The following is a 19,569-nucleotide window of genomic DNA, read 5'->3' as shown; positions in this document are numbered from 1 at the left end:
TTATGGTGTTTGTATTAAAATTTAATTATTTGATTTACTGAAGTAATATCTCAACTTGATATAGAAAGCTCTACTTGGTTTTTGCAATGAAAAATTGTCGTAAAGTTTATTGTCTAAAAGGTTTTTACATTCAAATGCTATATTGTATTTTCCGTTTGCCATTGTGTAAACAGCATTTAAATCATGGCTAAACTGTTGCGGAATTTCTAATTTGCTATCCTTGCTTCCCATACTTGGCCATGACAAATAATAGGTGTGAACATATAGCAGATTATAGCCTACAGATAAATTGTTTCCTTTTTTCCATACATTATTAAAGAACATTGTCGCATCTGCATTTCCAAATAGATATGGCATGTTTGGAATTCTGTCATTATAAAAAGGAGATACATAATTTTGATTTGGCTCGTACATTGTTTTATTTCGAATATTCTGGTAAGTCGTGTTAATACCTGCCGTAAAACGATTGCTGTACGAATATCTAATCTCGCCATCGATACCATAATTGGTCACTTTTCCTTGATTGACATTGGTGGTCATGGTCTGATTGTTATTTAATGTTGGTCGAATAAAGTCCACAGCATTTCTATGCAAAAGATTTACATCAAAAGACAAAGCATTTTTTTCGCGGAAACTAGTCTGATAACTCGCTCCTAAATTATAGTTGTTACTAGATTCTGGCTTTAAAGCAAGATTTCCTTCTAAATTATCATTCACATTACCAAAGATTTCCTCTGGAGTTGGAAGCCTGTATGTCTTTTCATAAGAAGCTTTAATCTGCAGATTGTGTTTCAGATAATAACTTGTAGCGGCTCCATATCCAGTTGTCGAAGTATGATCTACATATTTCTGATACGCAATATCTCCAGTAGCTCCAGAAGGATTATAACTTCTTGAATAAGTAGTTTTTAATGAATAATCTTTTAAGAATATAGAAGTACTCCATTTATTGTTATAATCTAATTTATACCCCAATCCTAAAACATTCTTTTGTGTTTTTTTAGGCTGTTTATACACTAATGATTCAGGAACCAATTCGTCACTTTCTTTACGATCGAACGTATTAAACGTATTATTGACCATAAATGAATGTCTATCGTTTAACGTATAAGTTGCATTCGCTGTTGCAATACCATTATTATTATAGAATTTACGCAACGTTCTGCTTCTTTCTCCTCCTGCTCCCGCATACTGTTTGTAATCGCCAAACCAATTGTATCTTCTAAAAACGGTATCAATATTCTGTTCGTAACCAAAGTTGTAGTTACCTGTAACATTCACATTAAGTCCTTTTGTAAATAAATCTTTAACCTGATATTTTAAAGTTGGCATTACAATACTTCCTTTTCTATAAATCTGTCCAAATACGCTAACCATTCTGGCACCAGTCTGTATGTCTGCTTTATTTTCTCCACCCGTAAAACCGATCATTAATTTATCGGCATATTTTTTTCCTGTTATACCAACATTTAAAATCACCGTTTCGTTACGGTATTTATCATGAAAACGTCTCACTCTCTGATTCGGGAAATAAGCCCCCGTATTTAAATCGGCTACATCTACATTTACCCAATAGTTATTATCTGAATAGTTTTGAAAAGCATTAATTTCGGTTGTAAAACCGCTCTTTGCAGTATAACCCGCATTGATGCTTGAACGATGTGTATTAAATGATCCGAACGAATAAGAAGCGTCTACAAAAGTTCTAGGTTTGCTATTGGTTACAATATTTATCGCTCCACCCAAAGCATCTCCTCCCAACCAGATTGGCACAACACCTTTGTAAACTTCTACACGTTCGGCAAGGTTGATCGGAATATTATTCATTTGAAAAGAAGAACCGAAATTATCCATTGGAACTCCGTCAATAAAAACCTTAATCTGATTTCCCGAAAATCCGTTGATCGAAAGCTCTGATCTCGAACCTACTCCACCCGCTTCACGGTTACGAACACCAGAAACGCGATCTAAGGCATGAGACAAATCTAGAGTTGAATTATGTAGTTTTTTAGCATCAATTGCCGTTACGCTGTAAGCTTGTTTATTTACTTTTTCGGTTTGTGATCTTCCAAGAACTGTTACACTTTCTAGTTCTTGTAACTCGCTTTCCATTTTAATTGTAATCTCTAAATTACTTCCTGCGACTTCGATCTGTTTTTTCTGAACAGCAAATCCCATTGCAGAGATTTTTATCGTATGTTTTCCTGATGGTACATTTTTTAAAATATAATTTCCGTTTTCATCCGACATAACGCTTAAACCTGTTTTCTCGACAACAACAGTTGCAAACGGAATTGTTTCTCCAGAATTTTCAACAACTTTTCCAGACACTTCGAAGCCTTGATTTTGCTGGGAAAATGATAAGAACGTAGTTAGAAAAAATAAACTGGCAAATAAAATTTTTTGAGTTGACATATCTTTAATTAGACTAATTATAAATAACTTTGCTGCAAAAGTACCATCAACGTCTTTAAAAAAGATAGGGAAAAACGGATTATTATTTTGTAAAAACGGATTAAATTTTGAAAATCAACGCCACCCTTTTAACGTCAGAAACGCCAATTATTAAAATTCAGATTGGAGATCAATATTGTCCGAAAAGTATTTTAACCGAAGAGAATATCAATATTCAGAATGGAGATTCGGAAAAAATTGTAAGCCGTCATCTAATCACGGAAGGATTGGTTCTTCTTGATACTCAAATGTATTATTCAAGCAGTAAAACCGTAATTTATGAAATTGACGAAGAATCGGTTGTCATGAACTTTATTTACAGTAGTAATGTCGAAACCCATATTGATCAACTTGAAAGTGAACAATATTCTAGAGAAAACACGCATAATATTTTTTACACCAATAATTTCAAAGGATCATTTACGATTCCAGCTTACACACATACAAATTACCTTTCAATTATTCTTTCAAAAGCGTTTTATTTCAATATAATCAACGAAGATTGGCAGCTGCATGAAAAATTTTCTAAAAAAATTCTTGAGAAACAATCCAGCTATTTAACTTCAAAATACCTTCCTTTTACACCTGCAATTCAGTGGGTTACATCCGAAATAAAAAACTGTACGCGAGAAGGTGTTTTAAAAAGAATTTTTATCGAAAGTAAAATTAAAGAGCTTCTTATTCATCAGCTAGAAACCTTAAATATGAAGCCTCTAGCAACAGAACAAATCAATGACGAAGATTATAGCAAACTCTTAGAAGCAAAAAAAATTTTAGATGACGATTATAGAAACACTCCTACTCTACCCGAACTATCACGGATTATTTCGCTAAACGAATTCAAACTAAAAAAAGGTTTTAAAGCGTGTTTTGGCACCACTGTAAAAAGCTACATCATTAAGCTGAGAATGGAACACGCCAAAGAACTATTTCAAAGCAAAACAGCAACCGTAACCGAAGCTGCTTATAAATGCGGCTATAAAGATGTTTCGCATTTTTCTGCGGCGTTTAAAAACTACTACGGATTTTCGCCTCAAAAGTTTAAAATCAATACCGATATCATACAGTTTTGGCTGATTGGCTTCTCACTATTGTGGTAAAAAAAAGGGTTTTAAAATTACGTCCGTCGACTTAATCTTAAAACCCTAAAAAAATTAGACATTAATGTATATTGCAAACTTATATACAATTACCCACGATCAAATGAATATGTCAAAATTCAATGTAAAAACGTTTCTCCAAAAACAGTTTTCTGTAAAAATTTAAATGATACCCAAAAAGGTAAAGGCTATCATCTTTTTTAAATTTCTACAGGCCAAAATTAGAATTCACATTATAGATAACCTTACGGTTTTCCTCATTGTGTGAAAAAATTAACATTCTTAACTTTAATTTAAAACCTTAAGTAATTGTACCGCAAAATATTGCCAAAACCCTATTTAACGTAAATTTGTGAAAGAAAATACTAGATTCCTATTCATAGATGCGCCAAAAAGACGCGAAAAAAATATATTTCTTGTCCTAGATTAAGCCGTATTTCTCAAAACCCTCCCTACATTTGCCTGTGATCTTAATTAGAGAATGAGATAATCTGGACAATTAGATAATTAAATGAGAATCTAAGAAGCTTAGTATCGTAGAACCTCAGAATCTTAAATCTTGAAAAAATGAAACAACTGCAATTTTTATTACTCGGAAAAAATGAAGCCATTTTAGCTATTTTACTTCGTCTTGTTAATGCAGATGAAAACTGGAATGGTGTGGCTTTTAATAATGAAAAAGAAGCACAGGAATACTTTCAAAACAATAAAATTGATATTGTGCTTTTAAGTTCTGCAATTGAAGATCATGTCGAAAAAGAATTTACTTCTTTCTGTTTAAAACATCAGTCAGATGTTGAAGTCATTGAGCATTTTGGAGGCGGAAGCGGTTTATTAAAATCTGAAATTCTGCATCGATTGCATCTAAAAGGAAAGCTTTAAATTTGCTATTCAAAGCCTCAAAAAATGGAAAAAACATATTCAGTTGTATTTTATTCTAAAACCTTGGTTGAGCCAGTTAAAAAATTGAAAGATTCTTTAAAAAGCAAAATCAATTGGTATAACAGCTGTAATTCTGAAGCACATATTACGATTTGCGAATTTAAAATTGACGAATCTGAATTGGATTCAATCAAAAAAAAGCTTTCTAAAATAGCTGATACTTTTACGCCTTTCGAAGTGTCTTTGAATCACTTTGATTCTTTTCCGACTGCAGGCGCTTTTTTTATTGGAGCTAATGAAGATTCTAAAAATAATCTCGTTCCGATTATGAAAAAGATTCATGAAACTTTAAAGTTCTTAAAACTTAAAAAAAGCGATAATCCTCATCTATCAATCGGACGACGATTAACCTCAGAAAATCTTACAATAGCATCCCAACTTTTTACCACAATAGATCTTCAATTTGAATGCAATGAAATTGTTTTAAGGGAATTTGATCCCAAAATAAAGCAGTTTTTTGTAATGGATTCTTTTCCCTTCGGAAGCAATCCAGAGCCTGAGTTTGTTCAGGGAAGTTTGTTTTAAAGGTTTTGCCGCAAAGGCACTAAGGCACAAAGTTTTTTTGTTTTTGCGAAATTGTTTAACGATAGGTAATCATTTTGGTTATAGCCCGTGGTTTAAACCACGGGAACTGTGAATTTGATTTGCATCGCGTTACAATTTGAGGGATCTTAAAAAAAACTTTGCGCCTTAGTGTCTTCGTGGCAAAAAACATTTTTTCGTATATTTGAATTTCGCAATTCATCCTCATATGAAATCTCTAGATTCTTTTTACCAAGATATTACCGAAGGTTCAACTGTTGATCCTACTTCATTATTGCCAAACGACATTCAGAAAGAAATCGGGCATTTTAATGTTTTCGATATTAAAGAACTTTTGGAACGCATGAAAGGAAAGCCTGGAATGCCTTATGACAGAAGAGCTTATTACAAAATAAGTTTAATCAGAGGTCACAACAAAGCGGAATATGCCGATAAAGTAATCGAAATCGAAAAACAGGGATTGCTATTTGCAACACCAAAAATTCCGTACAATTATTTACCCCAAGACACCAATCAAGGCGGACAGTTTTGTGTTTTTACCAGCGAATTTTTATCTAAAAGTAAAAGCGGAATCGATCTAGACGAACTTCCAATTTTCGCTTCAGACGGTTATCCGATTTTTCAGCTTTCTGACGAAGAAGTTTCAGAAGTTGAATTGATTTTCAACAAAATACAAAAAGAAATTAATTCTGATTATATTTACAAATACGATTTAATTCGAAATTATGTGGCTGAATTAATTCATTTCGGACAAAAATTACAACCTATAACAGCATTGTATTCAAAACATAATTCGGCTGCTAGGGTTTCTTCTTTATTTGCTGAATTATTAGAAAGACAATTCCCTATTGAATCCCCAAATCAAAGATTGCAATTGAGGACAGCGAAAGATTTTGCAGAACGATTATCTGTTCATGTGAATCATTTAAATAAGGTTTTAAAGGAAAACACCGGAAAAACCACAACAGAATTAATTACAAACCGATTAACAAACGAAGCTAAAATACTCTTGAAACAAACCGATTGGAATATTTCTGAAATCGCCTATTCACTTGGTTTTGAAGAATTAGCGCATTTCTCTAATTTCTTTAAAAAACAGACTTCTTTTACGCCGATTGCTTTTAGAGCTTAAATTTTGTTTCAAGTTTAAAGTTTCAAGTTGATATTCTTTGTGTGTTTAACCGCAAAGTTCGCAAGGTTTTTTCTAAACTTTATGTAATATAAACGCAAAGTTCGCAAAGCTTTACGTAAAAAACTTTGCTCCCGATAGCTATCGGGATTGCGTAATTCCTAGCGTTCTTTGCGGTTAAACCTGAAGTTTGGAATTTGGAATTTTAAAAATTTGGAATTTCACTATTGTGATTTGAATTTCGCAAACATCTATTTGATATTTACAACTCCCCTACTCTACTTCGCTCCTACCTTTGTCTCATCAAATTAAAAGAACGAAAAGATGAAATTATCAAACAACAAAATTTTAATTACTGGCGGTGCAAGCGGTATCGGACTTGGGCTTGCCGAACGATTTATTCAGGAAAACAATACCGTGATTATCTGCGGAAGAAGAGAATCGGTTTTAAACGACGTAAAAGCAAAATTTCCTTCGATTATTACTAAAGTATGCGACCTGTCTATAGAACAAGAACGAATCGCACTTTACGAATGGATTGCAGCAAATCATCCTGATTTAAATGTTTTGATTAATAATGCGGGAATTCAAAAATGGGTTTCGGTTACAGATGCAGATTTTTACGAAAGCATGAAAACAGAAATTAGCACTAATATTGAAGCTCCATTGCATTTAACTTCATTATTTATTCAGTTACCAGCTCTTAAAACCGTGATGAATGTAACCTCTGGATTAGCCTTTTCTCCTTTTGCAAAGGTTCCAGTTTATTCGGCTACAAAAGCGTTTTTCAGATCATTTACACTTTCGCTTCGTCATTTATTAAAAGAAAAAAATATTGAAGTTGTAGAAATAATTCCACCAGCGTTAAACACAGATTTAGGCGGAATCGGACTTCACGATGCACATCCAAGTGTAAGCAGTTTTATCGAATCTATTTTTGAACAATTGAAAGAAGGCAGACAAGAACTGACTTTCGGCACAAGTGAAACTAGATTAAACGCAAGCGCTGAAGAGTTAAGAAATCATTTTAATGCAATGCATCCATAATTGTAAGATGTGAAAGGTGAAATGTAAAAAGACAGAGACATTCACATCTAGCATTTCACAACTCACATTTTACATCTAACATTTTACAAATTAAACAATTATAAAAAATGGCAGTAAATACAAAAATAGCACTTGTTACAGGCGGTAGCAGAGGTTTAGGAAAAAACATGGCAATTGCGATTGCAAAAAAAGGACTTGATGTAATTATCACTTACAATAGCAAAAAAGAAGAAGCTGATGCGGTAGTTTCAGAAATTGAAGGTTTAGGTCAAAAAGCGGCTTCATTACAGTTAAATGTTGCTGAATCAAGCACTTTTGATTCTTTCTTTGAGCAAGTAAAAACAGTTTTGAAAGACACTTTTAAAACTGATAAATTTGACTTTTTAGTAAACAACGCCGGAATCGGAATTCACAATTCATTTATTGGAACAACAGAAGCCGAATTTGATCAATTGACTAACATTCAGTTCAAAGGACCATTTTTCTTAACTCAAAAAGGATTAAACGTAATGAATGACGGTGGCGGAATCGTAAACATTTCAACTGGTTTAGCAAGATTCTCGTTTCCTGGTTATGCAGCTTACGCTTCTATGAAAGGTGCAATGGAAACTTTGACAAAATATCAGGCAAAAGAATTGGGCGCAAGAAAAATTAGAGCCAATATAGTTGCGCCTGGTGCAATCGAAACCGATTTTGGCGGAGGTGTTGTTCGCGACAATGAGCAAATGAACCAGCAAATTGCTTCTGTAACCGCTTTAGGAAGAGTTGGTCTTCCTGATGATATTGGTGGCGTTGTTGCCTTTTTATGCACCGAAGATGCACGCTGGATAAACGCTCAAAGAATCGAAGTTTCTGGAGGAATGATGCTTTAATATGGTTGATGGTTTATAGTTGATGGTTAGTGGCACTTCATAACTCATAACTCATAACTCATAACTATTACAAAAAACAAAACCCGATAAGTAACCAAAAACTCATCGGGTTTGTCATTTCAAATAATATTTGAATTAGTAAGCGTTTTAATTTTTTTCTATAGAGACATCAAAGCCTCCTTCTGCGTCAAAAACAATATCGTAAAATTTAGTATCTTTTTCTACACCAACTTCGTAGGTTGTCTTTTTCTTATCGTCTACCACCATAGCAATTTCTTGAATCGCTTTTGCCTTATAATTCTTTTTTAGATAAGACTGCGCTTTTATCGGAAGCTCTTTAAACGGAATCTGCAATTCATACGCTTTCATGTTTCCTAGATTATCGTAAATCGCCACAGCTTTCGTTCTATCACTTACATTATATCTCGCTTCAAATCGAATCTCATCTGCGTCGTCTCCAACATATTCTTCAGACCAAACTGGAACTTTTCCTGGATATTCCCTCTCAAAAGCTGTTCGAACCACATCTGGCGGTGTTACAACTTTTTTCATATTGGTTCCCTCTTGGGCTATTAAAAAACTACTGCACAAAAAAGTAAAAGATAAAAACACGTTTTTCATAGTTTCATTTTTTAAAATTAAACTTCAGCAACGTATTAAAATTAATAATTTTTATCTTACGATAACACGAAGAAATTAACATTTTTTATCCCCAGAGAAAACTCTTTAAAATCAAGTATTAAATTACAGTTCGAGCTTTTTTAATCGATCGGTTAGTTCTCTTTTATAAGTAATTCCGATTGGGATTCTTTCATTTTTAATGACGACAAAATCTTTTTCAGTTGCATCAATTTTATCCAGCGCCACGATATACGATTTATGAATACGCATAAAACTCTTTTCCGGCAGGCATTTTTCAAACTCTGTTGTGGTAATAGAAGCCAGATAGGTTCTTTTGATTGTGTGAAGTTTTACATAATTGCCAAAACTCTGCGCGTATAAAAGCTGATCCAATTCAATATCCATCAAATAACCATCTACTTTTACGCTAACCGAATTTACCGTTTCTTCTGCTTTTTGTTTTACACTTTCGGTCGCAAAAAAACGGTCAATTGCTTTTAAAAATCTTGGAAAATAGATTGGCTTCAGCAAATAATCAATTACGCCGTAATCGTAACTTTCAAGCGCAAATTCAGAATATGCTGTAGTCAAAATAGTTTTAGGATGCGTTGGAAGAATTTTAAGCAATTCCATTCCCGAAATTTCAGGCATATTGATATCCAGAAACATTAAATCGACTGGATTTTCTCTGAGATAATTCATCGCTTCAATGCCATTATATCCCTGAAAAACCAATTCCAATTGCGGATTCTGTTTGATATAATTCGCCAAAACATAATGCGCAGCGGGTTCGTCATCTACAATAATGCATCTTTTTGTTTCTCTCATCCTACAAACTTTTTAAGCTGTATTTCTAAATCTACAATATAAGTCTGTTTATCGTCTTTAACATCTAATTTATAATCTTTTCCATAAATTAAATTCAGACGTTCAATGGTGTTTTTTAAACCGATTTTAGTTGAAACCACATCATTTTTCTTCGGAATTGAATTCGCAACGTGAAGATGAAGCAATCCTTTTTCTACTGAAATCGTGATTTTTACAAAGCATTTTTCAATAGCACAAGTTCCATGTTTAAAAGCATTTTCGATAAAAGCAATTAAAAGCATAGGCGAAATTTTATATGCATTTTCGTTATCAACATTGCTTTCAAAAGTAATATCGCAGCGATAGCCGACACGTTCTTTTTCTAACTGCACATAACTATTTATAAACTCCAGTTCGTCTTCTAAAGATACGCATTGTTTACTGTTGCTTTCCAATTGATAACGCATCAACTGCGAAACCTTCATAATTAAATCGGGCGTTCTGTCTGGAAACTGAAGACTGATTCCGTACAGCGTATTAAAAGTATTGAACAAAAAATGCGGATTTAATTGTCCTTTCAATGAATTTAATTGCATTTGATTGAACAATAAAGCCGCATCGGTTTGTTTTCTATGAATACGATAAAACTTAAAAACAATAATCGGACTTAGAATGCAGACCAAAGTTCCTAAAACACTTGCCAATTGGTACGCATAACTTCTCTGATGTGAGTTTTGATACAAATGGCATTTGGCAAACATATCCATTCTTGTAATTTCATACAAAATGACAGAAAAGACAAAAACTCCAAATAACGTTAAAATGATATACGTAAAAGGTTTGTTTGCTTTAAATAAAATCGGAAGGAGAAAAAAGCGATTAAATTGGGCATGCATATACAAAATGCAATAAAAAAACACACCCATTGCAATCGAAATGAAGGAACTAAATAACATCCAATCATTTTTCAGGGTATATATTGTAAATGAAAAAAGGACAACGGCAACCTCCTGCCACCATTTGTTATCCAGTATGTTATCAATTCTTTTGTTCATTCTTAATTTTGAAATAGTTTACAAAGTACGAACAATTATTTAATTATTTTTTTCAAAAAATGACCAATTCAATTCGTCATTTACTAGTGCAGTACATCACTTAACCTGACTTATATCAGTATAAGAGAAATAAATTTGTTGCATCAAAAAACATTTCTATTCACACCTTGAGTTTATGTATTTCAAAAAAATTACCTTATTATTTTTATTGATTTTTGCCTCAATCGGTTATGCTCAAACCCTGTCTTTAAAAGAAGCATTAAAGATAGGTCTTGAAAACTACGGTTCTATCCGAGCAAAAAACAATTACACCAATGCATCAAAAGAGACTCTAAAACAATCTCGCCGTGATTACCTGCCAAACCTTAACTTATCGGCACAGCAGGATTACGGAACCGTAAACGGACAAAACGGACCGCTTTATGGTTTTGGAGGTTTAGGAGTTGCATCGTCTGGACTTCCGTTACCAGAGCAAAACTGGAACTCGGCTTTTGGCGCACTTTATTTAGTCAACATGAACTGGGATTTTTTCACCTTCGGAAAAACACAGGAAAAAATCAATTTATCTAAAATTGATGTTCAGGCTAAAGAAAAAGATTTACAGCAGGAAAAATTCCAGCAGGAAATCAAAATTTCGGCTGCTTATTTAAATCTATTGGCTAGCCAAAGATTGCTGATTTCGCAGCAAAAAAACTTAGATCGCGCAGAAGTCTTCAAAAAGACAGCCGTTGCGAGAGTTAAAAACGGATTATTGGCCGGAGTAGATTCTACATTGGCTACAGCCGAAGTTTCTAAAGCAAAAATCGCTTTAAACTTAGCCAGAAACTTTGTTAAGGAACAAAACAACAAATTAGTCGATTTAATGGGCGTTGCGCCACAGAATTTTGTTACCGATACACTTTTTGTAACTCAGATTCCGAAAGAATTGGTAACCAAAGAAACTGCTGCAGACAGTCTTCACCCTTTATTACAATTTTATAAAACCAAAATCGATTACAGCAATCAGCAGGTTAAATTGTACAAACGTTTCTATTATCCAACGATGAGCGCTTTTGGGGTTTTACAAACCAGAGCTTCAGGATTTGACAATTCGTATGCAACCAATCAAAATGCTTTTACAAGAAATTATTGGGATGGCGTAAATCCAGATCGCACCAATTATTTGGTTGGAGTCGGAATTACGTGGAATTTAACCACGCCTTTCAGATCAAGCAAACAAGTAAGCGCTCAGAAATTTGTTTCTCAGGCTTTGCAAGAAGAATACAATCAGGCCGATAGAGAATTGAAATCGCAACTGACATTTGCCGAAGATAAAATCAAAATTACTTTGGAAAATTATGCCGAAGCGCCAATTCAGGTCGATGCCGCAAAAAGAGCTTACATTCAGAAATCGACGTTGTACAAAAATGGTTTAACCGATTTAACTGATTTAACTCAAACCATGTTTACGCTAAATCGCGCTGAAATCGATCGAGATATTGTCAATAACAATGTGTGGCAATCGTACTTATTAAAAGTCGCTGCAACAGGAAATTTTGACTTATTTATAAATGAATTTTAATTATAAATCCTAATGAATTTAATACGTTTTGCACTCCGCAAACCCATTTCCATTTTAGTATTGGTTGCGGGTCTATTTTTCTTCGGAATTGGTGCCATCAAAGACATTAAAGTAGACATTCTGCCAAAAATGAATTTGCCGGTTATCTATATTGCGCACCCGTTTGGAGGTTACACGCCAGATCAGATGGAGGCTTATTTTGCCAAAAACTACGTAAACGTTTTACCTTTCTCGAACGGTATCAAATCGGTAGAAACCAAAAATATTCAGGGGTTAATGATTATGAAATTAACCTATTATGAAGGAACCAACATGGCTCAGGCGGCTGCCGAGTTAAGTGCGCTTTCAAACAGAATCCAAGCGGCTTTTCCACCGGGAACTCAGCCTCCGTTTATCATTCGTTTTGATGCTTCTTCACTTCCAATTGGGCAATTGGTTTTGAGCAGTAAAATACGTTCAAACAACGAACTGCAGGATTTAGCCAACGTTTATGTTCGTGCTTCGTTTACTGCAATTCCTGGTTTATTATCTCCAGCTCCTTTTGGAGGAAGTCCAAGAACAATTGAGGTAAACGTTGATCCAGATTTATTGCGTTCTCATAATATGACGCCAGACCAGATTGTTGATGCGATTCGTTTGAACAACCAAACGGCGCCATCTGGAAACGTACGTATGGGCGACAAAAACTATATTACACCAACAAATAATACGATTAAAGAAGTTAAAGATTTTGAACAGATTCCGTTATTCAAAGGAGGAGTTCAGAACTTAAAATTAGGCGATGTTGCTTCTGTAAAAGACGGTGCGGATATCACGGCAGGTTATGCTTTGGTAAACGGAAAACGTTCGGTTTACATTAGTATTGCAAAAGCGGGAGACGCTTCGACTTGGGATGTGGTTCAGAAATTGAAAAAAGAGCTTCCTAAAATTCAAAGTACGCTTCCTGAAGATGTAAACATTACATACGAATTTGACCAATCGGTTTATGTGATCAACTCGGTTAAAAGTTTGATTACTGAGGGAATTATTGGTGCAGTTCTAACCGGATTAATGGTTTTATTATTCTTAGGTGACCGTCGTGCCGCTTTAATCGTAATTATGACAATTCCGATTTCGATTATTTCTGGAGTTTTATTCCTGAAATTATTCGGCCAAACCATCAACTTAATGTCTCTATCTGGATTAGCTTTGGCGATTGGTATTTTGGTGGATGAAAGTACCGTAACCATCGAAAATATTCACCAGCATCTCGACATGGGAAAACCAAAAGCACTCGCCATTTGGGATGCCTGTCAGGAAATTGCTTTACCTAAATTATTGATTCTTCTTTGTATACTTGCCGTATTTGCACCAGCATTTACCATGGTGGGTATTCCTGGAGCGTTGTTCTTGCCTTTGGCTTTGGCAATTGGTTTCTCAATGGTTATTTCGTTTTTACTGTCTCAGACTTTTGTTCCTGTAATGGCCAACTGGATGATGAAAGGACATGAAAAACACGCACACGGACCAGAAATTACAGACGATGAAGCTGAGTTTAACGACAGCGGTTTAACACCAGAATCAGAACAAAATCTAATCACTCAGAAAAAAGATTATGTAGAAAGAGCAGATACTAATAACAACGGAAAAATTAGTGCTTTCGAACGTTTCAAGATTCGTTTTATGCGAACTTTAGACCGTTTGTTTGTTCATAAAAAAATAACGACTGTAACCTATTTGGTTGGAGCAACATTTTTAGCAGTTCTATTGATCAATTTTATCGGAAAAGACGTTTTCCCGAGAACCAATTCTAGTCAGTTTCAGTTGAGAATGAGAGCAACAGACGGAACGCGTTTGGAAAGAACCGAAGAACAAGCCAGAATTGTTTTAAAAGAATTGGAAAAAATGGTCGGTAAAGATCATATCGGAATCACATCTGTATATGTGGGTCAGCACCCTTCTCTATTCTCGATCAACCCAATTTATCTGTTCATGGCAGGTTCTCACGAAGCGGTTTTCCAAGTGAGCTTGAAAGACTATCATGAAGATATGGACGATTTTAAAGATGAGTTTAGAGCAAGACTTAAAAAAGTGCTTCCTGATACTAAACTTTCTTTTGAGCCAATCGAATTGACAGATAAAGTTTTAAGCCAAGGTTCTCCTACTCCAATTGAGATTCGAGTGGCTGGAAAAGACAAAAAAAGAAACGAATTTTACGCTACTCAAATTGTAGACAAACTAAAAGCAATTTCGTATTTCAGAGACGTTCAAATTGGTCAGCCAATTCATTATCCAGCAATGAATATTGATATTGACAGAACCCGTGCAGCCGAATTGGGAGTTGATATGAATGATATTTCTCGTTCGCTTGTGGCTTCCACTTCATCTTCACGTTATACCGAAAAAAATAACTGGGTCGATGAAAAAGCAGGATTATCGTATTCTGTTCAGGTTCAAGTGCCATTAAATAAAATGAAAAGCAAAACCGATATTGGAGAAATTCCGGTATTGAAAAATTCGCTTCGTCCTGTTTTAAGTGACGTTGCCAAAATTACACCAGGCTTTGTAAGCGGTGAAAATGACAATTTAGGGGCCATGCCGTACATTACCGTTACTGCAAACATCTATCAAACCGATTTGGGGACGGCTTCAAAAGATGTGAGCAAAACAATTAGTTCTTTGGGCGAATTGCCTCGTGGTTTGTTTATCACGCCAATCGGACTAAGTACTGTACTAACAGAGACATTAAGCAGCTTGCAAACAGGATTATTGGTCGCTGTGTTTGTAATCTTCTTAATGCTGGCCGCTAATTTCCAGTCGTTCAAAGTTTCGCTGGTAATTCTAACCACAGTTCCTGCCGTAGTTTTAGGTGCTTTATTAATGCTGACTATTACAGGTTCTACGCTTAATTTGCAATCGTACATGGGAATCATTATGTCGGTTGGGGTTTCTATTGCCAACGCCGTACTTTTGGTCACGAATGCCGAACAGCTTCGAAAAATAAACGGAAATGCCTTAGAATCTGCGCGTGAAGCAGCTGCGTTGCGTCTTCGTCCGATTATCATGACATCTGTTGCGATGATTGCGGGAATGCTTCCAATGGCAATTGGTCACGGCGAAGGAGGTGATCAGGTTTCTCCGTTAGGAAGAGCGGTTATCGGTGGATTATTATTTTCTACTTTTGCCGTATTATTAATCCTTCCGCAGATATTTGCGTGGGCACAAGAAAAAACATCGACACAATCTGTTTCTTTAGATCCTGAAGACGAAGAAAGCATCCATTATATTTCATCAATAAGTAAGTCGAAAGTTGGAAAGTCATAACTCGTTGAGTGTAATAATTTTAACACATAGAAATATAGATTTTAGTTTTAAATAAAAAAAGGTAAAAGAAAAAACTAGTTTTCACACATAGCTATGTGTTTTGTTAAAAGTGAAACGCCTTTTGTGCACAAAGAAAAGCTATGTATCTATGTGTTAAAACAATTACTCCCAAACAGTTAAAAACATATTCATTATATAAAACCAAAAAATGAAAAGTAACATTATAAAATCTACAGCAATACTATTTACAGCTTTGGCTGTACTAAGCTGTGAAAAGAAAAAAGAAGAAACTGCGAAAGCAGAAATTGAACCTAAGGTTGAAACTTTCGCTTTAGCGAAAGAAAAACTAACAACAGAATTGCGTTTGCCAGCAGAATTAACCGGTTTCCAACAAGTTGATTTGTATGCAAAAGTGAGCAGTTTCGTAAAATTATTAAAAGTTGATATTGGTTCTAAAGTAAAGAAAGGACAGCTTTTGATTGTTTTAGAAGCTCCAGAAATCAGTTCGCAATTGGCTGCAGCCGAATCGAGATTGAAATCTATGGAAGCGATTTACGCAACCAGCAAAAGCACTTACAACCGTTTGTATGAAACAAGCAAGGTGGAAGGAACGATTTCTAAAAACGATTTAGAAATGGCAAGCGGTAAAAAGAATTCTGATTACGCACAGCTTCAAGCGGCAATTGCGGCTCATAAAGAAATTGCGATTATGAGAGGCTACTTAGAAATTCGTGCTCCTTTTGATGGCGTTGTAGCGGCTAGAAATGTGAATTTAGGTACATTTGTTGGCCCAGCAGGAAAAGGATCTGATTTGCCTTTATTAACGATTCAGGAGCAAAGTAAATTACGTTTAGCGGTTTCTGTTCCAGAATTGTACACAGGATATTTGCACCCAGGCGACGAAATGAGTTTTAATGTAAAATCGCTACCAGATACTTTTACAGCAAAAATTACCAGAATGTCTGGCGCTTTAGATTTAAAACTGCGTTCTGAAAGAGTTGAAATGGACGTTCATAACACCAAAGGAAATTTATTGCCTGGAATGGTTGCCGAAGTTTTATTACCGCTTAACGCGAAAGACAGCACATTTGTAGTACCAAAATCTGCCGTAGTAAGTTCTGCAGAAGGAATTTATGTGGTAAAAGTTGTAAACCACAAAGCGACAAGAGTTGACATTAAAAAAGGAAGAGAAATCGAAGATAAAATTGAAATTTTCGGCGACTTAACTCCAAACGATAAACTGGTGAAAATTGCCAGCGAAGAAACTAAGGAAGGCGATGTCATAAACGAATAACCTGCGTTTTAGTCTTCAATTTAGTGATTACCAAAAACTGTACGCATTCTTAGGAATGCAAATCTAAAAATTTGCCTAAAAGGGCAGTTCTTCTTTAATTGGAGGGACTGTCCTTTTTTTGTTTTTTTAATTTAACTCAATAGAAATACAAATATCAACTTATAATTTTAATTTATTTATCGTTATCTGATTTTAAAAATAAAATGATTTATTTATTTGTAAGAAAAAATAATATATTTGAAAATAAAACTTGTTGAAAATCGTAGTAAAAACATCTATTCCAAAAATAAACTAATATGAAAGAATCTAATCTTGAACAAGATTTACAAATTGATAATTTACTGCTTATCCAACATCTTAAATCAATAGAAAGTCCTTTTCTTGGCAAAATAACGGAACTTTACAATGAGGTAAAAAAAATTCTAGATACCCGTATACCTATTATTTTTCCAAATTACACATTGCATAATACTGGTCATTCATTACGAATAATGCAATACATGGCCGATATTGTTCAAGATCTTAATAAACTAAACGAATTAGAAATCGTTTTAATGATTTACTCTGCATTATTGCATGATATTGGAATGGCTGTAAGTCAAACTGATATTGATCTAATTAAAAATGATGATTTTCCGTATTTTGATATAAATCTTTCAGCAATTAAAAAAGTAATCAATGAAAATGAAGAATTGGCCTTACAAGAATATATTCGAAAATTTCATTCGTCGCTATCAGCAAAATGGATAAATGAAAATTCAGAAAACTTTAAAATTCCAAATCTCTCTTTAAATTTTTCAAAAGAACTCGCTCTCATTTGTGAAAGCCATACAAAAGATTTTGATTGGATAAAAAATAATTTAAATGTTCGAGACATAAAAGGTAATTATCATTTTAATTCTCAATTTCTTGCATGTGTACTTCGTCTTGCTGATATTCTAGATATTGATTCTAACAGAACTCCATACAATTTATATAAATTAATTGCCCCTACAGGAATAAGTAATGAAGAATGGAAACAACATTTTGTTATTTCAAATAATTCTAAAATTGAATACAACGAAACAACAAAACAGAAAAAAATTGTATTTCATGGCAGTTCAAAAAGTGCACAAATTCATAGAAAAATTTTAAATTATATTGATTGGGTAAAAACAGAGCTAAATGATTCTATGAAGTTGGTAAATGTTATGTCTTCAGAATATAATTTAATATATGATTCAAATCCAGAAATAAATATTCAAACGGAAGGATATTCATTACCAGATTATAAAATGACATTAGATTTTAAGGCAATAAGCGCTTTACTAATGGGAGATAAAATATATGGAAATAAATCTTTGGGACTTCGAGAATTAATTCAAAATTCAATAGATTCTTGTAGAATAAGGCAAGAAAGTGAAAACGAAAAACTAGAATTTGGAGAAGAAAAATTTTCACCAGTCATAAAAGTTATACTTGACTCATCAAAAAATGAAGTAATTATCAAAGATAATGGAACAGGAATGTCCATTGATATAATAAAAAAACATTTTTTAAATATTGGAGTTTCATATTATACATCAACTGAATTTAGACTAAAAGACTTTGATTATAAACCAATTGGAAATTTCGGAATTGGATTTTTATCTTGTTTTATGCTTTCTGATAACGTTAAAGTAATAACTAGACATTATGAATCTAAAGATAAATATATAGTTGAATTAGAAAGAAATAATGAATATACAGCAATTACGAAAACAGAAGACGTAACATTTCATGGCACCGAAGTAATTCTTAATTACGAAGATTTTATGAATGTCTTTTCCAATAAATTTGAAACAATAAGAGAATTTCTTGGAAGATATTTTTTAACAGATAATATTACTGTTGAATTAATTGACAAAACAAGCAAAACAAAAAATGAAATCAAAAATTTATTAAAACCAAACTCAAGTATTAATAATTCTATATCTATAGATATTGATCTGTCAGAGTATTTAAAAGATTTTTATGGATATGCAATTATAAAACCAAAAAATGAATTTATAACAACAGTTAATGATTTAGGATTTAAAGGGAAGCTTTATATCTATGATGAGTCCAACGGGATTGAAGAAGTAATTTCTCCTCAAACCCTTAATCTAGATGATTACATAGTCGATAATGAAATAAAATTTATAAACATCCCTGTTGTCGAACCAAATTTAGAAACTGAATATTTAAACGGTTTAAAATTTGCAGATGATGTAGACGAAGTTATATCAAAGCTTGAACGTGAATTGACTTGGATTTCAATATTAATCCCAAAAAACCTGCAAGAAACTCTTGAAGAATGTATAATGACGAACGAAGATGATTATGTACTTCCTCATTTGACTTTTAAAAAACTTATTTCACTTGGCCATTGCGAAAGCTGTGAAACTGCCGTAAGCATTCAAAGTATTTTATTATATGAAGGTCGTAAGAACGAACTTTATATTCCATTTAATAAATTGATACCATCGAATTTTTCATTTCTACCCTTTGATTTTTACCATCATCGTAGAGATGTATATGTTCGAAATGTTTTGATACAATCTTTCCGTATCGAAATAATCACATTAGCAACAATATTTGAAATCGAAAAACTCATTATAAATATTAATACAAGAAAATTTGTACCCGATATTTCAAGAAATAACTTCGATAATAAATCTAAAGAAGAAATTAATTATATAATTGGGAAAGCAATTCATAAAGGAGTGTTAGATAAACTTTTTCTCGATAATGATAGAAAAGAAAACTTAAAAAAATTCATTGATTATTTTTATAAAAAAGAAACTGAATTTGAAAAATAATAAAATTCAATTTCTTATTATT

The 19,569-nt window shown here is 33.5% G+C and carries 14 protein-coding genes; 10 read left to right on the top strand and 4 right to left on the bottom strand.

The window, feature by feature from the left end; genetic code table 11:
* Positions 1 to 21: 21 nt before the first annotated feature.
* Positions 22 to 2,415 carry a TonB-dependent receptor gene (locus tag AAYQ05_RS12540; RefSeq protein ID WP_343543733.1) on the bottom strand — a complete coding sequence of 798 codons (2,394 nt, stop codon included), beginning with the start codon at positions 2,413 to 2,415 and terminating at the stop codon, positions 22 to 24.
* A 107-nt stretch (positions 2,416 to 2,522) separates the two neighbouring features.
* Between AAYQ05_RS12540 and AAYQ05_RS12535 the strand changes: the two genes are divergently transcribed.
* The 6 genes from AAYQ05_RS12535 (at position 2,523) to AAYQ05_RS12510 (ending at position 8,087) form a co-directional block, all read left to right on the top strand.
* Positions 2,523 to 3,554 (top strand): helix-turn-helix domain-containing protein, encoded by a 1,032-nt coding sequence (locus AAYQ05_RS12535; RefSeq protein ID WP_343543731.1) that lies wholly within the window; start codon positions 2,523 to 2,525, stop codon positions 3,552 to 3,554.
* Positions 3,555 to 4,121: 567 nt separating this feature from the next.
* Positions 4,122 to 4,436: a hypothetical protein gene (locus AAYQ05_RS12530; protein ID WP_343543730.1), complete on the top strand. Its 315-nt coding sequence runs from the start codon at positions 4,122 to 4,124 to the stop codon at positions 4,434 to 4,436.
* Between the two features lie 24 nt (positions 4,437 to 4,460).
* Positions 4,461 to 5,021: a 2'-5' RNA ligase family protein gene (locus tag AAYQ05_RS12525; protein ID WP_343543728.1), complete on the top strand. Its 561-nt coding sequence runs from the start codon at positions 4,461 to 4,463 to the stop codon at positions 5,019 to 5,021.
* Between the two features lie 226 nt (positions 5,022 to 5,247).
* Entirely contained in the window at positions 5,248 to 6,171 is a 924-nt protein-coding gene (locus tag AAYQ05_RS12520) for a helix-turn-helix domain-containing protein (RefSeq protein WP_343543727.1), read from the top strand.
* Between the two features lie 321 nt (positions 6,172 to 6,492).
* A complete protein-coding gene (locus tag AAYQ05_RS12515) occupies positions 6,493 to 7,215 on the top strand; it encodes an SDR family oxidoreductase (RefSeq protein WP_343543726.1) in 723 nt (240 codons plus the stop codon).
* 107 nt (positions 7,216 to 7,322) lie between these two features.
* Positions 7,323 to 8,087 carry an SDR family oxidoreductase gene (locus AAYQ05_RS12510; protein ID WP_343543725.1) on the top strand — a complete coding sequence of 255 codons (765 nt, stop codon included), beginning with the start codon at positions 7,323 to 7,325 and terminating at the stop codon, positions 8,085 to 8,087.
* A 147-nt stretch (positions 8,088 to 8,234) separates the two neighbouring features.
* Here AAYQ05_RS12510 and AAYQ05_RS12505 read toward each other — a convergent pair whose 3' ends face one another.
* The 3 genes from AAYQ05_RS12505 to AAYQ05_RS12495 all read right to left on the bottom strand — a co-directional run bounded on the left by AAYQ05_RS12505 (position 8,235) and on the right by AAYQ05_RS12495 (position 10,570).
* Positions 8,235 to 8,639, bottom strand: coding sequence for a hypothetical protein (locus tag AAYQ05_RS12505; protein ID WP_343543724.1), 405 nt, complete (start codon positions 8,637 to 8,639; stop codon positions 8,235 to 8,237).
* A gap of 192 nt (positions 8,640 to 8,831) precedes the next feature.
* The gene (locus AAYQ05_RS12500) at positions 8,832 to 9,536 is read right to left on the bottom strand and encodes a LytR/AlgR family response regulator transcription factor (protein WP_343543723.1); all 705 of its coding nucleotides are present in this window, start codon (positions 9,534 to 9,536) and stop codon (positions 8,832 to 8,834) included.
* Entirely contained in the window at positions 9,533 to 10,570 is a 1,038-nt protein-coding gene (locus AAYQ05_RS12495; protein WP_343543722.1) for a sensor histidine kinase, read from the bottom strand. The genes AAYQ05_RS12500 and AAYQ05_RS12495 overlap by 4 nt, the downstream gene beginning before the upstream one ends.
* A gap of 175 nt (positions 10,571 to 10,745) precedes the next feature.
* On the opposite strand from AAYQ05_RS12495, the gene AAYQ05_RS12490 reads away from it, so the two are divergent.
* The 4 genes from AAYQ05_RS12490 to AAYQ05_RS12475 all read left to right on the top strand — a co-directional run bounded on the left by AAYQ05_RS12490 (position 10,746) and on the right by AAYQ05_RS12475 (position 19,547).
* Positions 10,746 to 12,131, top strand: a complete 1,386-nt coding sequence (locus AAYQ05_RS12490; RefSeq protein ID WP_343543720.1) for a TolC family protein — start codon at positions 10,746 to 10,748, stop codon at positions 12,129 to 12,131.
* Between the two features lie 12 nt (positions 12,132 to 12,143).
* Positions 12,144 to 15,434 (top strand): efflux RND transporter permease subunit, encoded by a 3,291-nt coding sequence (locus tag AAYQ05_RS12485; protein WP_343543718.1) that lies wholly within the window; start codon positions 12,144 to 12,146, stop codon positions 15,432 to 15,434.
* A gap of 208 nt (positions 15,435 to 15,642) precedes the next feature.
* Entirely contained in the window at positions 15,643 to 16,728 is a 1,086-nt protein-coding gene (locus tag AAYQ05_RS12480) for an efflux RND transporter periplasmic adaptor subunit (protein WP_343543716.1), read from the top strand.
* Between the two features lie 296 nt (positions 16,729 to 17,024).
* Positions 17,025 to 19,547: an HD domain-containing protein gene (locus AAYQ05_RS12475; protein ID WP_343543714.1), complete on the top strand. Its 2,523-nt coding sequence runs from the start codon at positions 17,025 to 17,027 to the stop codon at positions 19,545 to 19,547.
* The last annotated feature ends 22 nt before the right edge of the window (positions 19,548 to 19,569 follow it).

The sequence above is a fragment of the Flavobacterium movens genome, from assembly GCF_039581425.1.
Taxonomy (GTDB): domain Bacteria; phylum Bacteroidota; class Bacteroidia; order Flavobacteriales; family Flavobacteriaceae; genus Flavobacterium; species Flavobacterium luteolum.
The sequence above is the reverse complement of the archived record's forward strand: the minus strand, read 5'-3'. Positions and strand labels throughout refer to the sequence as shown.